The organism is Sanguibacter sp. Leaf3, from assembly GCF_001425965.1.
GTDB lineage: Bacteria > Actinomycetota > Actinomycetes > Actinomycetales > Cellulomonadaceae > Sanguibacter > Sanguibacter inulinus.
Window position 1 is genome coordinate 682,929 of record NZ_LMRH01000003.1, and the last position, 14,076, is coordinate 697,004.

13 protein-coding genes and 1 riboswitch are annotated in these 14,076 nt (G+C 72.0%); of the genes, 2 read left to right on the forward strand and 11 right to left on the reverse strand.

The window, feature by feature from the left end; all coding sequences use genetic code 11:
* Positions 1 to 49 precede the first annotated feature (49 nt).
* The 3 genes from ASG53_RS16450 to ASG53_RS16460 are packed head-to-tail and all read right to left on the reverse strand — an operon-like array spanning position 50 to position 3,140.
* Complete coding sequence (locus tag ASG53_RS16450) at positions 50 to 712, reverse strand: LutC/YkgG family protein (RefSeq protein WP_056135881.1); 663 nt, start codon at positions 710 to 712, stop codon at positions 50 to 52.
* Positions 709 to 2,340 (reverse strand): LutB/LldF family L-lactate oxidation iron-sulfur protein, encoded by a 1,632-nt coding sequence (locus ASG53_RS16455; RefSeq protein ID WP_200945521.1) that lies wholly within the window; start codon positions 2,338 to 2,340, stop codon positions 709 to 711. Before ASG53_RS16455 ends, ASG53_RS16450 begins: the two co-directional genes overlap by 4 nt.
* Positions 2,337 to 3,140 (reverse strand): (Fe-S)-binding protein, encoded by an 804-nt coding sequence (locus ASG53_RS16460; protein WP_056135884.1) that lies wholly within the window; start codon positions 3,138 to 3,140, stop codon positions 2,337 to 2,339. Before ASG53_RS16460 ends, ASG53_RS16455 begins: the two co-directional genes overlap by 4 nt.
* A 251-nt stretch (positions 3,141 to 3,391) precedes the next feature.
* Between ASG53_RS16460 and ASG53_RS16465 the strand changes: the two genes are divergently transcribed.
* Positions 3,392 to 4,036: a hypothetical protein gene (locus tag ASG53_RS16465; protein WP_056135887.1), complete on the forward strand. Its 645-nt coding sequence runs from the start codon at positions 3,392 to 3,394 to the stop codon at positions 4,034 to 4,036.
* Between the two features lie 127 nt (positions 4,037 to 4,163).
* Here the strand turns inward: ASG53_RS16465 and ASG53_RS16470 are convergent, their stop codons facing one another.
* Positions 4,164 to 4,958 (reverse strand): ATP-binding cassette domain-containing protein, encoded by a 795-nt coding sequence (locus tag ASG53_RS16470; protein ID WP_056135890.1) that lies wholly within the window; start codon positions 4,956 to 4,958, stop codon positions 4,164 to 4,166.
* Positions 4,959 to 5,111: 153 nt separating this feature from the next.
* On the opposite strand from ASG53_RS16470, the gene ASG53_RS16475 reads away from it, so the two are divergent.
* A complete protein-coding gene (locus ASG53_RS16475) occupies positions 5,112 to 5,837 on the forward strand; it encodes a FadR/GntR family transcriptional regulator (RefSeq protein WP_056135892.1) in 726 nt (241 codons plus the stop codon).
* A gap of 31 nt (positions 5,838 to 5,868) precedes the next feature.
* Here ASG53_RS16475 and ASG53_RS16480 read toward each other — a convergent pair whose 3' ends face one another.
* The 7 genes from ASG53_RS16480 to ASG53_RS16510 form a co-directional block, all read right to left on the reverse strand.
* The gene (locus tag ASG53_RS16480; protein WP_056135894.1) at positions 5,869 to 6,183 is read right to left on the reverse strand and encodes a DMT family transporter; all 315 of its coding nucleotides are present in this window, start codon (positions 6,181 to 6,183) and stop codon (positions 5,869 to 5,871) included.
* A 10-nt stretch (positions 6,184 to 6,193) separates the two neighbouring features.
* Positions 6,194 to 6,256, reverse strand: a riboswitch (guanidine-III (ykkC-III) riboswitch).
* Positions 6,257 to 6,410: 154 nt separating this feature from the next.
* Positions 6,411 to 6,917 (reverse strand): cupredoxin domain-containing protein, encoded by a 507-nt coding sequence (locus ASG53_RS16485; protein WP_056135897.1) that lies wholly within the window; start codon positions 6,915 to 6,917, stop codon positions 6,411 to 6,413.
* Between the two features lie 32 nt (positions 6,918 to 6,949).
* Positions 6,950 to 8,122, reverse strand: coding sequence for a Gfo/Idh/MocA family protein (locus tag ASG53_RS16490; RefSeq protein WP_056135899.1), 1,173 nt, complete (start codon positions 8,120 to 8,122; stop codon positions 6,950 to 6,952).
* Positions 8,123 to 8,124: 2 nt separating this feature from the next.
* Positions 8,125 to 9,114: a PmoA family protein gene (locus ASG53_RS16495; RefSeq protein ID WP_056135903.1), complete on the reverse strand. Its 990-nt coding sequence runs from the start codon at positions 9,112 to 9,114 to the stop codon at positions 8,125 to 8,127.
* A 115-nt stretch (positions 9,115 to 9,229) separates the two neighbouring features.
* Positions 9,230 to 11,254 carry a DUF6807 family protein gene (locus ASG53_RS16500; RefSeq protein ID WP_056135906.1) on the reverse strand — a complete coding sequence of 675 codons (2,025 nt, stop codon included), beginning with the start codon at positions 11,252 to 11,254 and terminating at the stop codon, positions 9,230 to 9,232.
* Between the two features lie 136 nt (positions 11,255 to 11,390).
* Positions 11,391 to 12,110, reverse strand: coding sequence for a GNAT family N-acetyltransferase (locus ASG53_RS16505; RefSeq protein ID WP_056135910.1), 720 nt, complete (start codon positions 12,108 to 12,110; stop codon positions 11,391 to 11,393).
* Positions 12,111 to 12,317: 207 nt separating this feature from the next.
* On the reverse strand, positions 12,318 to 14,012 hold the full coding sequence (locus tag ASG53_RS16510; protein WP_056135912.1) for a glycoside hydrolase family 43 protein: 1,695 nt from the start codon (positions 14,010 to 14,012) through the stop codon (positions 12,318 to 12,320).
* Positions 14,013 to 14,076 lie beyond the last annotated feature (64 nt).

Sequence of the window (14,076 nt, forward strand, 5' to 3'; positions counted from 1 at the left end):
GCGCTCGCAGCCGACGGGCCGTCGGAGGGCCGGACGCCGTCAGCGGCCCTCAGCCCGCGATGACCACGTGCAGCGTCCGGGGGCCGTGGACGCCCTCGACGCGGGAGAGCTCGATGTCGCTCGTGGCGCTCGGGCCGGAGATCCAGGTCTGCGGACGGTCGGGGTGCTCGGCGAGGATCGCGACACCCTCAGGCACAGTCTCGACCACCTGGTCGCGCCGCACGACGCACACGTGGACGTCGGGGACGAGGGTCACGGCCCGGCGGCCCTGGTCGGGCTCGCCGTCGAGGACGATGGTGCCGGTGTCGGCGACGGACACCCTGGAGGCCGTGATCACGGCGTCGACCTCGTCGAGCTCGAGGGCTGTCATCGGGTGCTCACGGGAGTCGTCGAGGACTTCGACGGAGGTCGGCAGGGCCGCGAGCCACGACCTGTCGATGCCGGAGGGGACGACGATGCTGCTGGCGCGCGGCAGCCCGTGGACGATCTCGGCGACCACCCGCGCGACAGCGGCGTCGTCGACGGCGTGGTGCACTGTCGCCCTGTAGTCGACGAGACGGTCGACGAGCATCTCGACGGCCTCGTCGGACCCGACGGCGAGCGGGCCGCTCGTGCGGTACTCGCGCTCGACGCTCGTCACAGGAGCGCCCGAGGCGGTGACGTCCGAGAGGGCTGCCCGCACGCGCCCCATGATCTCTTCGCGTGCACTCATGCGTCGTCGCCTCCCGTCGTGCTGCTCGTCCCGTCCGCCGGTCTAGCCGGGCCGGGCTCGCTCTCGTCCTCCGGGTGCGTCCGGGCCCACCACTGCCGGAAGGTCTCCTTCGGTGGGGCGGGCAGGTCTCGTGCCCCGGTCCAGAGCGACCCCGGGTAGGGCAGCGAGGAGATGCGACCCTTCTTCCCGGCCATGACCCGCAGCACGGCGGTGCCCTTCTCGGCCGTGGCGAACCTGTCCGCGTCGGACATCACGTAGGAGGCGGCCTTCATGGCGGCGCCCCACGCTGTCGGGCGGTGCCGGGCCTTGTCCTCCTCGACGGTCCGCGCGCGCAGGTGGACCAGCAGCGACGGGATGTCGATCTTCACAGGGCACACCTCGTAGCAGGCGCCGCAGAGCGTCGAGGCGAAGGGCAGCGTGCTGTTGGGGTCGGAGTGCCCCGTCGTCCCGGTGAGCTGCGGGGTGAGGATCGCGCCGATGGGCCCGGGGTACACCGAGCCGTAGGCGTGCCCGCCGACGCGCTCGTACACGGGGCAGACGTTGAGGCAGGCCGAGCAGCGGATGCACTTGAGAGCCGCGCGGCCGACGTCGTCGGACAGTGCCCTGGTGCGCCCGTTGTCGAGCAGCACGAGGTGGAAGTCCTGCGGTCCGTCTCCCGGGGTCACGCCTGTCCACAGGCTCGTGTACGGGTTCATCCGCTCACCGGTCGACGACCTCGGGAGCAGCTGCATGAACACCTCGAGGTCGGTGAACGTCGGCACGAGCTTCTCGATCCCCATGACGGTGATGAGGGTCTCGGGCAGCGTCAGGCACATGCGCCCGTTGCCCTCGGACTCGACGACGGCGAGCGTCCCGGTGTCCGCGACAGCGAAGTTCGCGCCGCTGATCGCGACCTTGGCCGAGAGAAACTTCCGGCGCAGGTGCGCGCGGGCAGCCATCGCGAGCTCGCGCGGTGCGTCGGTCATGCCGTCGGGCGTCGACTCCATGCGGTTGAGGAAGATCTCGCGGATCTCCGAGCGGTTCCGGTGGATCGCCGGGACGAGGATGTGCGAGGGCATGTCGTCGGCGAGCTGGACGATGAGCTCGGCGAGGTCGGTCTCGAAGGCCGCGATGCCCTCTTCGGCGAGGGCCTCGTTGAGGCCGATCTCCTGGGTGGCCATCGACTTGACCTTGACCACCTCGGTCTCGCCCGTGGCCTTGACGAGGTCGGCGACGATCCGGTTGGCCTCTGCGGCGTCGCGGGCCCAGTGGACCGTGCCGCCCCGCGCGGTGACGTTGCGCTCGAGCTCTTCGAGGAGCTCGGGCAGGCGGGCCATGACGTCGACCTTGATGTCAGAGCCCGCTGTGCGCAGAGCCTCCCAGTCGGGCACCTCCCCGACGACGGCGGCGCGCTTGGCGCGGATGGTCGACGTGGCGTGTGCGAGGTTGCGGCGCAGCTGGGTGTTGCCCAGGGCCTTGCGGGCGGCCTCGGGGAAGGTGTCGCCCCAGCGCAGCGGCTCGTCGGGGTGCGGGACCTCGTCTCCGGCGATCGCGGGGGCGAGGGGCTCGGTGGCGCCGGTGCCCGTGTCACCACCGGCCCCGTGGGAGCGTCGAGAGCGCAGCGTCGGCAGGCCGAGGAAGGTGCTCATCGGGTGCTCACCTCGACGGGGGCGGCACCTGCTGCAGCGGGTGGTCGGGTGGGTTCGGCCTGCGTGCTCGCGAGGATCTCGGCGAGGTGCATGGTCCGAACGCCTGCCCGCGTCCGGGTGAGGCCACCACCGATGTGCATGAGGCAGGAGTAGTCGCCCGCGGTGAGGACCTCGGCGCCTGTCGACTTCACGTGCGTCATCTTGTCGCTCAGCATGGCTGTCGAGGTCTCGGAGTTCTTGATCGCGAAGGTGCCGCCGAAGCCGCAGCAGGACTCGGCCTCGGGCAGCTCGACCAGGTCGATGCCGTCGACGGCACGCAGCAGCTGCAGCGGCTTGTCGCCGACGTGCAGCATGCGCAGCGAGTGGCATGTCGGGTGGTAGGTGACCCGGTGCGGGAAGTGCGCTCCGACGTCGGTGACGCCCAGGACGTCGACGAGCAGCTCGGAGAGCTCGTAGGTCTTCGCGGCGACGGCCTCGGCCGTGGCGGCGAGGGCGTCCTGCCCGGCGCGGCGGCAGACCATCGCCTGCTGGTGGCGGATCGACCCCGTGCACGAGCCCGACGGGACGACGACGGCGTCCCACTCGGCGTCGAGGACCGGGGCGAAGGTCTCGACGTGGTTCTTGATCACCGGGAGCGCGTCGTCGTAGTACCCGGTGTTGACGTGCATCTGCCCGCAGCAGGTCTGCGTCGGCGGGAACACGACCTCGTGGCCGAGGCGCTCGAGGAGGGTGACTGTGGCCTGAGGGGCCTGCGGGAACATCGCGTCGGCGATGCAGGTGGCGGCGAGGGCGATGCGCACGGTGATCCTTGGGGTGGGGGCCGGGATCTGACTGCTGTCCACCATAACGCATGTGGTCAGACCACAGGGAAACGCTTTCCACTCGACAGAGTGTGCGGACAGGGCGACAGGTTGTGCACCTGCGGCTCACCGCGGAGCCCGGGCGATGTCAGATCGTCGAGGCGCGCCCGGCCCGGGTCGACGACAGGCGTCGACGAGCGCGCCACCGCGAGCACCTACGGCACCGCGGCGGGCACAGCAGAGGAGCTGAGATGACGACGATCCGTGCAGTGTGGAACCGCTTCGCCGACAGACGGCCTGGCCTAGCCCAGCTGGTCATGTTCTCGCTGCTGAGCACCGGGATGACTGTGCTGCAGCTGATCCTCATGCCCGCCATCAAGTGGGCCTTCGGCAGGACCTCGCTCGTCGACACGGCCTTCCAGGTCTTCCAGGTCGGCGACGCCGCGGGCGGCACGCCCTTCTACGTCTTCGACTACGCCGCGGGGGCCCTGCCGCTCGGTGGCGGAGGGCTCGCGTACTTCCTCGCCGTGCAGATCACGCTGCTCGTCGCACAGGTGATCAACTTCTTCCTGCAGCGCAGCATCACCTTCAAGTCGACCTCGAACGTGTGGTGGGCGGCGTTCTGGTACACCGTCGCCTACGTGGTGATCTCCTTCGGTGCTGCGGTCCTCCAGGCCTTCTACAAGGAGCCCGTCTACACGCTCTTCATGGAGACCTGGGGTCTGGGCGCGAGCGGTGAGGCGCTCGCCGACGTCGCGACCATGCTCATCAACGCGTGCGTGTCCTTCTGGGTGTTCTTCCCGATCTTCAAGCTGATCTTCAAGCAAGAGCCTGCCGTCGAGGACGCGACCGAGGAGGTCGACGTCCTCGAGAGGGGCGAGGCCGCGGTCCGCTGACCGACGGTCCGTGCGGACGCACACCTCGCAGCGCTCGTCGCCCGCACGGCCGGAGCCCGTCAGCCGCCGGAGCCCGGCAGCCGCCCGAGCCCGGCAGCCACCCGAGACCGTCAGCGGCCCGAGCGCGTCAGCGCGGCTGGCGGAGCTCTTCGGGCATCCCCGACGCCTGGGGCATCGCGATGGCGATTTCCCGGGTGACCGGGTGGTGCGGGTTGTTGAACAGCTGCTCGGGCGTGCCGGACTCGACGAAGGTCCCGTCCGAGAGCACGTGCACCGTCGAGCAGATCCGGGCGATCATCTCGAGGTCGTGCGAGACGAGCAGCAGACCGATCTTGCGCTCGGCGACGATCTCGGAGATGCGCCGGCCGAGCTCGAGTCGCAGCGTGTGGTCGAGGGCCGTCGTCGGCTCGTCAAGGATGAGGATGTCGGGCCGTGTCGCGAGGGCCGAGGCGAGCGCGAGACGCTGCTTCTCCCCGCCGGACAGCGTCCCGATGGTGCGGGACTCGTAGCGGTTCTCGAGCAGGACGGTCTCGAGCACGTCCTCGACCGAGGCGCCGGTGTCGCGGCCTGCCTTGCGGGCCTTGGAGAGGTCGGCCTCGAGCGCCTTGCGGACCGTCAGGCGCGAGTCGAGCCCTGTGAACCCGTTCTGCTGGACGCGGCGGACCGACACCCCGAAGTTCTTCTTCGCACCGAGGGCGAGCTTGCTCACGGTGCGGTCGTTGAAGGTCACGCGGCCGCCGCTGGGCTTGAGGACACCGACCAGAGCGTGGATGAGTGTCGTCTTGCCGACCCCGGACTGCCCGATGACCCCGATCGGGGCACCGCCGCCGGTCAGCGTGAGGCTGACGTCGCGGATCACCGGCGTCCCCCCGTAGCCGGCCGACAGGTTCGTCGCGGTCAGGACGCTCTTCTGGTTGCTCATCGTTCTCCGTCCGGGGCGGACCCCTGTCAAGACCTCGTGCGTGGGCGCGGGACCGCCGACGTCGACGTCAGGCGGCTGCGCACGCCTCCCACCACCTGTTCGACGGACGGGGCACGCACAACGTTCCCACCTTATGCGCCCTACGCTGACCGGGTGAGAACACACGAGCGCGTGCTGGCCCGCATCGAGGCCGACCTCGCCGCCGGACGCTGGGCCGTCGGCGAGCGGCTCCCGGGCGAGCGCGCGCTGGCCGAAGAGCTCGAGGTGTCCAGACCGTCGGTGCGCGAGGCTCTGCGGGTCCTCGAGGCGATGGGCATCGTGCGGACGGCCGTCGGGTCAGGGCCGGACTCGGGGGCGACTGTCGTCGACCACCCGGCCGCTGGCCTCGGGTCGGCGGTGCGCCTGCACCTCGCCTCGGGGGCGCTGCCCGTCCAGGACGTCGTCGAGCTCCGCGTGCTGCTCGAGACGTGGGCCGTCGGCGCCGCGGCGCGACGCACCCCGGCCCCGTCCTTCGACGAGGCCGAGGCGCTGCTCGACCAGATGGACGTACCGGGGGTCGGCGTCGAGGAGTTCCTCGAGCTCGACACGGCCTTCCATGTCGCGCTCGCGGCCGCCTCGGGCAACGTGCTCGTCGAGGCGGTCATGCTCGGGCTCCGTGGGGCGATCGGCGCGTACGTCACGGAGGGGACGCGACGGCTCGACGACTGGCAGGCGACAGCCGAGCGCCTGCGCGCAGAGCACCGCGAGGTGCTCCGTGCGGTCCGCGACGGCGCAGCGAGCGAGGCTGGCAGCGCCGTCGCGGCGCACATCGACGGGTTCTACAGGGACACGGGACTGGAACGCCGCGGGCCCGGGGGAGCGGAGGGGCCGCGCGCCTGAGGGCGCGTCGGACCTGGACGCCGGTCAGGCGTCAGTGCACGACCTTGAGCCCGACCACGCACGCGACGATGCCGAGCAGCAGCAGGATGCGGACGAGGGACGCGGGCTCCGCGCCGGTGACCATCGCGTAGGTCACGGTGCCGACGGCACCGATCCCGACCCACACCGCGTAGGCGGTACCGGTGGGGAGCTCGCGCATCGCGTACGCGAGCCCGGCCATGCTGATCACGAGTCCTGCACCGAAGACGACAGTCGGTGCGAGCCTGCTGAGCCCGTCGCTGCGGCCGAGGGCTGTGGCCCAGACGGCTTCGAAGACACCAGAGACGACAAGAACGATCCACGCCATGAGAGACCTCCACGCGCCGTCTTGTCGCTGACCGGGTACGGCGCACCTCGTCCGGGGTGCCTTGTGGCGATGAGATCAGGAAACCATGGCGTGCGTGTCGCGGCAACAGCCCTGCGGTGCGTCTGATCTGGTACGAGCGTACCACGTCGGGGTCAGGGGGCAAGAGGCGCGGTGCCGCGTGGCACCACGCGCGGTACCGCGCGGGCCTCAGCAGTGACGCGCGGGCCTCAGGCGCCCGTGACCTCGATCGTCAAGGTCATCCCGGCCGCGCGGTGGCCGCTCACGCTGCACCAGCCGTCGAGGTCTTCGTCGACGACCCCGACCCCGAGGTCGAGGGTCGCGGACGAGTCGCGGGCCAGCAGCTCGGTCGACAGGTCGTTCTCGAACACGAGGTCGTGCGGCATGGAGTCGGCGTTCGTGGTCTCGAGGATCACGTGGGTCCCCGGCTCGACCTCGATCACCGAGGGCTCGAAGCGCATGTCCTTCATGACGACCGAGACCGTCATGGTCCCGTCGGCGGCGACGGTCGTGCCGCCAGCAGGTTCGGGGTCCGTCGAGCAGCCTCCGAGGGCGGCGACGGCAAAGACCGTCGCGCAGACGGCGACGCGGCCGACGGCAGTCGCATGGCGGGGGTGCGAGGCGCGCGGCACGGTCACGCGGCGTGGCCGGGTGTGCCGGCAGAGGCGGTTCGCAGGGTTCAGGCGGGTCGAGTGGCGGATATCGCGGTGGAACACGGCTCTACTGTACGGCGGTGCACGACGGGCTGTCAGACGGCCCAGGGGGCTCCGGCTGCCGCGAAGGTCTGAGACCGGGCTGCCACCCGCTCGCACCACTCCTCGACCTCCGTGACGACGGGGCGCCTGTCGCCGCCCTCGCCGACCCAGCGGACCAGGTCCTCCGGGACCCGTCGCGGCGCGGGAGCCGAGCGGACCGCCTCGACGACCTGCGTGAAGGCACCTGTCGCGTCGAGGGAGCACAGCAGCTCGCGCTCGGCACGGCGCTCGCGGACGTCCAGGAGGTCGTCGAGCAGCGGCACGCGGTCACCCTGGACGAACCGCACGCCCTCGGGCAGCTGCACCTCGACGCGGTCGGTCTCGTAGTAGAGCACCACCCGACCGAGGGTCCCGTAGACCGTGATGCGCGACGGCGTGCGGACCGGGGCGCACAGGCTCAGCCCGAAGCCGAAGGTCACGCCGCTCGTCGCGACCACGCGGACCGAGGAGGTGTCGTCGGCCTCGATCGGGTTGGCATGGAAGTGGTCGACCTCGACCTCCGCGACGTCGTCGGTACGACGGACCCCGCCGACCCGAAGCGCCGTGGCGACGGCGTGCGCGAGCGGGTTGGTGACGACACCGTCGACCACCTCGACGCCGTCCAGGACGCGTCGCCCGGCCCACGGGGCGCGTGCCCAGTAGCTCGCGGGGCGGGTCCACGTGCCGACGGTCCCGACGCTGACGACCTCACCGATCTCGCCCGAGGCGACGATGCGCTCGACCTCGGCGACGGCTGTCGAGCCGAAGGTCTGGAACCCGACCTGGCACAGCCGCCCGGTCTCCTCGACCAGCCTGAGGAGCGTGGCGTGGTCGGCGGCCGACGGGACCGGGGGCTTCTCGAGCATGACGTCGCAACCGGCCCGCAGCGCCACCTCGGTGATAGGCAGATGGGTGTGGATCGGGGTGGAGACGATCACGACGTCCGGGCGGACGGCCGGGTCCTCGCTCGCGAGGTTCTCCTCGAGGGTGCGGAACCACGGCGTGCCGTCGGGGAGGTCGTCGAGGCCGGCGGGGTCGTCGGGGGAGACCACGGCGCCGAGCCGCACGCGGCCCTGCGCGGTGAGGGCTGCGAGGCGCGCCCTGTACGTGGCACCGAAGCCCCGCGGGCCGACGAGGGTGACGGTGTGGACGACGGGGGCGTCAGACGGGGGAGTCGCGGTGCTCATGGTCAGCATCCTCCCGCGAGGGCCTGGTCTGCGCGGGCGACGAGCTCGGGGACGGCCTGGGGCTCGACGGGGCCGTCGACCAGGACGGCGACGAGCTCGAGCGTCAGCTGACGGCCTCGTGGCACGCTCACGCGCTCCGACCACGCCGCGGCCGGGCCTGCTCCGTCGTACTCGGAGGCGCGCAGGAACCACGGTCGGCGGTCGGTGTCCGGCTGGACGAGCACGAGGGTCGTGGTGACGTCCCCGGTGCTCTGCACGAAGGCCACCCAGCGCGACGTCGAGCCGTGGGCGACCTCCTCGCCGGTGCCATCCTCGGAGAGCACGACGGTGACGTGTGTGTCACCCAGGCGCCAGAACAGACCGCCGTACCCAGCGCCGGGGCGTCCGTTGGTCGCGGGGCTGCCGAGGCTGAGGTCGCGGACGTCGGCGCGCAGCGTGCTGGTCCAGCGGAGCGTCCACGCGTCGCCGAGGGTGCGTGCGGTGAGCGTCCGGACCTCGTGCAGGACGGGTGCGTCGTGCTCGTCGTCCCAGGTGAGCAGCTGGACGACGTCGGCACCGGCACGCTCGCGCTCGTCGTCGGTCGAGGGGATGCGGGTCTCGGTGACCCGCTGGCGACCGTGGTTGGCGAGGAGCGTCGAGCCCTGGTCGCGCACGTAGGTGCGACCGCCCCAGAACGAGGTGCCGTCGACGTCGGGCAGCGCTGCCGAGAGCCCGAGGTGGTGCAGGTGGTCTGCGGGTGCGAGGTCGGTGAGCACGGTGCCGCCGAGCGTCCGGACCGGGTGCAGGAAGGGGCGGGGGGAGTGCACCCTGTCGACTGCCGAGCCGTGGTCGTAGCGCGCGAGCTCTGCTCCGTCGAGCGTCAGGGTGGTCGCGCCGCGCGCCGGGCGCCAGGTCCCCGCGGCGGGGGCCGCGGTCGCGGTGGCGGTCGTGCTGCTGGTGCGGCCCGGGCTGGCTGTGGCGACGGTACCGCCGGGCTCGATCGTGGGACTCATGGGTGCCTCGCTCCGTTGCGTGGTGATGACGACGCGGCAAGCGTATCCCAGAAACCGGTTTCTCAGAAGGCGGCAGAAGCCGTGCCTGAGGCCCGTGCCGCGCTGTCCAGCCCGGTCAGACGGTCAGTACGCGCTCCGCGAGCTCGTCACCCTCGTCGGGGCGGATGCGCCTGTCGAGCATGAGCCCGACGAGGTCGAGGCGCAGCGACCGGCCGGACTCGACCCTGAGCGCCGTGTCCCAGGCGAGGGCCGGTCCGGCCCCGGGGAAGGTCGCTGCCCGCACGAACCATGGCGCCAGGTCGCCGGGCTGGGCGAGCAGGAGCGTCGTCCAGCGCTCGCCGCGCCGCTGGGTGAGCGCGAGCCACGGAGACCTGGACCCGTGGGCCGCTCGCTCGCCCTCGCCGTCGTGGCTCAGCACGTGCGTCTCGTCGGCCGTGGAGAGGCGCCAGAAGAGCCCGCCGTACCCGGCTCCCGGGCGTCCGGCAGCCCCGGGGCTCGTGATGGTGAGGTCGCCGTGGTCGGCGACGAGGTCACTCGTCCAGCGCAGCGCCCAGCCGTCGAGGTCCGTCAGGAGCGAGCCGCGCAGGGTCCGTCGCTCGGTCAGCAGGGGATCGCCGTGCTGGTCGAGCCACGCGACGGTGTCGTCGAGCGTGGGTCCGGGTGTCTCGGCGAGCGCCGTCGCTGTCGACACCTGCTGGCCGTGGTTGGCCAGGAGCGTCGGCCCGACGTCTCTGACGAAGGTCCGCCCTCCCCAGAAGCTCGTGCCGTTGACGTCGGGGATGGCGACCGAGAAGCCGTAGTGGTGGCGGTGGTCCACGGGGCTGGTCTCGGTCATGAGCGCGCCGGCGAGCGTGCGCACGGGGTGCAGGTGCGGTCGTGGTGCGTGGACCGCGGGGACGCCCTGACCTGTCGTGTAGCGGGCCAGCGCGACGTCGCCGATGTCGCCGCTGTCGAGCACGACGGCCTGGCCATCGGTGCGCCACGCGAGGGTGCCGCCGCGCGCGCGTTCGGTCGGGCTACCCGCAGTTCCTGCCGCTGGACGGGCTGCGGGGTCTGCCGTGGCGTCCTCGGCCGGCGGGCTGTCGACGAGAGAGCCCTCGCTGTCGGGCAGCCGGGCGGGCAGCGGTCCGGTGCTCGCCCGCACCTCGAGGCGCGGCTCGAAGCGGGTGATCTCGGCTGCTGTCGCCGCGCCGGTGATGACGTCCTGGAGCCGGTGCCAGGCGTGCCGCCCGAGCTCGGCCTGCGGGATCGCGAGGGTGGTGAGCGACGGCGTCGCGTACCGGGCGAGCTCGATGTCGTCGCAGCCGACGATCGAGATGTCGTCGGGCACGGCCACGCCGGTCTCGTTGAGCCTGGACAGCAGCCCGAAGGCGACGAGGTCGTTGAAGGCGACCACGGCCGTCGCGCGCGTGGCGAGGACCTCCTCGACGACGGCGTACCCGTCTCCGACGGTCGGTCCGCACTCGAGGATCGTGAGGTCGATCTCCGGGTGCACGAGGCGCGCCTCGGCGAGCCCGGCGAGCCGCCAGGAGTTGGAGGCCGAGCGGGCCGGCCCGGAGAGGTAGACGAGCCGCGTGTGGCCGAGGGAGACGAGGTGGTCGACGACGGCGCGCATGCCGCGGACGTAGTCGACCGACACGCTCGGCGCCTGCCCCTGCGGGGCCGTCCGGTTCACGAGGACTGCGGGGCCGACCTGAGGGAGCAGCTCGGCGAGGACGTCGTCGGGCATCCGCGGCGACACGAGCACGAGGGCGTCGCAGCGCTGACGGGCCTCGAGGGCGATCTCGGCCTCGTCGTCGGGGGACTCGCCGGTGTCGGCGACCAGCACCCTGTAGCCCTCGGGGGCGGCGGCGCTCGTGACTCCGCGGAGGATCTGCTGGAACATCGGGTTGCCGAGGTCGGGGACCATCAGGGCGATCGTGTTGGTCCGGCCCAGGGACAGCGAGCGCGCGACGTTGCTGGGCCTGTAGCGCAGGCGGGTCGCGGCGGCCTCGACGCGCTGCGCGATGTCGGCGGCCACGGTCGCCCGGCCGTTCATCACGCGCGAGACCGTGGCCCTCGAGACTCCTGCAGCGTCGGCGACGTCACCGATGGTGGCAGCGCCCGAGCGTCGTCGTGGTCCCGCGTCTGCTGTGGCCATCGCTCGTTCTCCTGCGTCGTCGTGCTGCGCCTCGGCTGGGTCTTGAAGGTACACCACGGGAAATCGGTTCCTCGGGTCCTCCGGCCCAGCGCCGCGCGTCTCGTCGCCGAGGCCCCTGCGGCCGCGCTGACGACGGCTACCGGGTGCGTAGCGCAGACCGCTGGTGGCCGTCCACGGCGAAGTTCTCGGGAGAGAGCCACGTCTCGAAGCCCTTCTTGGCCTGCGGCCAGTCTCCGTCGAGGACCGAGAGCCACGTCGTGTCGCGGCTGCGCCCGTTGTAGACCACGGCCTGGCGGAACGTGCCTTCGTAGGTGAAGCCCAGGCGCTCGGCGGCCCGGCGCGACGGGGCGTTGAGGCTGTCGCACTTCCACTCGTAGCGGCGGTAGCCGAGCTCGTCGAAGACGTAGCGCATGAGCAGGAAGTGCGCCTCGGTCGACAGCGGCGTGCGCTGCATGGCGCGGGAGAAGACCACCCACCCCACCTCGACAGCACCGTTGCTCGGGTCCTGCCTCATGAGCGCGAGGGTGCCGACGGCCCGTCCGGTCGAGGCGTCGACGACTGCGTAGTGCCACGGGTCGTCGGTCTGAGCCTGCCGGCGTGCCCAGTCGCGGTACTGCTCGCGTGAGTCGAACGGTCCGACCGGGAGGTAGGTCCAGTCGCTGTCGTCAGGGGCTGCGGCGTACGCGGCGTAGAGGTCGTCGGCATGACGTTCGACGTCGAGACGCTCGAGCGTGCAGTACCGGCCGCGCAGCCTGTCAGCATCCGGTCGTGGCCGAGGGGTCCAGCCGGGCAGGGCCGGACCGATGGGCTGGCCGTGCTCGTTCGTCCTGGGCAGGTCGGTGTTCTGCGCGCTCATGGATCAAGGCTACGAGGGTGGTGGTCTCTCGTTGACTGGGCACGAGATCGGACCTGACGCGCCAGGACGAGGTGACCGGGCGCGGCTGCCTGCCGGTCAGTCCCCGATGACGCCCTGGAGGTCGACGGCCGCCTGGATCGAGGTGATCGTCTCCTGCACGTGCAGGCCGGCGCCCTGTCGCGACTGGGCGGATGCCCGGTCGTCGCGTCAGAGGGCGAGGTTCACCGAGAACGGTCCGAAGGTGGCTCGTGCGCTCGACCCTGACGCGTCGAGGGCAGGCGGCCCCACAGGCCCGCAGGCGAACAGGCCGAGCTCTGCGCCGATCCAGCGGCCCTCCCTGGCTGTGAAGGTCTGCTCCACCTCTTGCCAGGGTCCCGGTCCGAGCCGCCACGAGAAGGTGACCTCGCCGTCAGCAGCCGTCGACGACCGCAGGCCGAGGGCGACAGGCGCGTCGGTCTCCAGGTGATGGTCGAGCAGGACGGGTGCGTGGAGATCGCGTTCTGCGGGGCCGGCGTCGCCCGCCTCGTCAGGGTCGACGCTCTCGCGGCACACGAGGTGCGTGACGCCGTCGGTGACCTCGATGCCGATCCAGGCGTAGGCAGTCCCGAGGACGACCAGCCCTGCTCGGTGGTCCGGCGTGCTGGAGACTCCGGGACCACCGGGGAGGCCGACCGCGAGCAGCAGGCTCGTCGTCGCCGTGTGCGGGGTGCCGGGGAGCTGTTGACCGAGCACCGCGGGGACCTCGCGCAGGGAGCCGCGGTCGACGGGCTCGATGCTCAGCCGGACGACGCCGTCTCCGTCGAGACGGGCCCAGTGCTCGGACGGGTTCGCCTGCCAGTGCCACCGCGGTGCGAGCGTGGTCGCGCGGAAGTCGTCGTCGCGGGACGGCTCGGAGGCCGCGCGGTCGACCACCGGGCCCGTGGCTCCACGCGTGGCCGAGGGGGTGAGCGGTACCTGGTCGGGACGGTCGGCCTGGTCGCCGCCGCCAGCAGGACCCGCGCTCCCCGGCATCGCGTGCGTCCGCGCAGGGTTCCCCGCGTGGGCCTCGTCGTCGGTCGTCGCGCCGATGCGCGGCCACCCGTCTGGCTGCCACACCATCGGCTGCAGGTGCACGACCCGGCCGTAGGGGCCGCGGTCCTGGAAGTGCACGAACCAGTCGGTCCCGTCGGTCGCCTCGACCCAGGCGCCCTGGTGCGGTCCGTTGACGTCGCTCGGGCCCTGCTCGAGGACGGTCCTGTGCTCGTAGGGACCGCGGACGTCACGCGACCTGAAGGCGTACTGCCACCCCGTCGCGACGCCGCCACCCGGCGCGAAGATCCAGTACCAGCCGTCGCGGCGGTGCATCTTCGGCCCCTCGAGCGTACTGCACCCAGGGATCGCGTCCCCGTCGACGACAGTGCTCGACGGACCGACCACCGAGCGAAGGCCTGCGTCGACCTCGACGAGGGTCAGGCGGTTCTTCGCGCCGCTGCGGCTCTTGGCCCAGCCGTGCACCAGGTAGGTGCGGCCGTCGTCGTCCCAGAGCGGGCACGGGTCGATGATCCCGCGGCCGGCGAGCAGCAGGTGCGGGGCGCTCCACGGTCCTCGTGGATCTGACGCCGTGAGCACGTAGATGCCGTGGTCGGGGTCTGGGTAGGTGAGGTAGAACGTCCCGTCGTGGTGGCGCAGGCTGGGTGCCCACACACCCCCGCCGTGCCGCGGCAGGCTGAAGTGGTCGAGGGGCGGGAGCGCAGGCAGAGCGTTGGTCACGTGCTCCCACGTCACGAGGTCACGGGAGTGCAGGACCGGGAGGCCGGGTGCGCGGTTGAAGCTCGAGGCGACGAGGTAGTAGTCGTCCCCGACCCGGACCACGTCGGGGTCGGGCCAGTCGGCGTCGAGCACGGGGTTCGTGTAGGTGGTCATCTCGGGCTCCTCGGCGCGGGCGGGCTGTCTGGACCGGCTCTGGTCACGATGTCGGCACGACTAT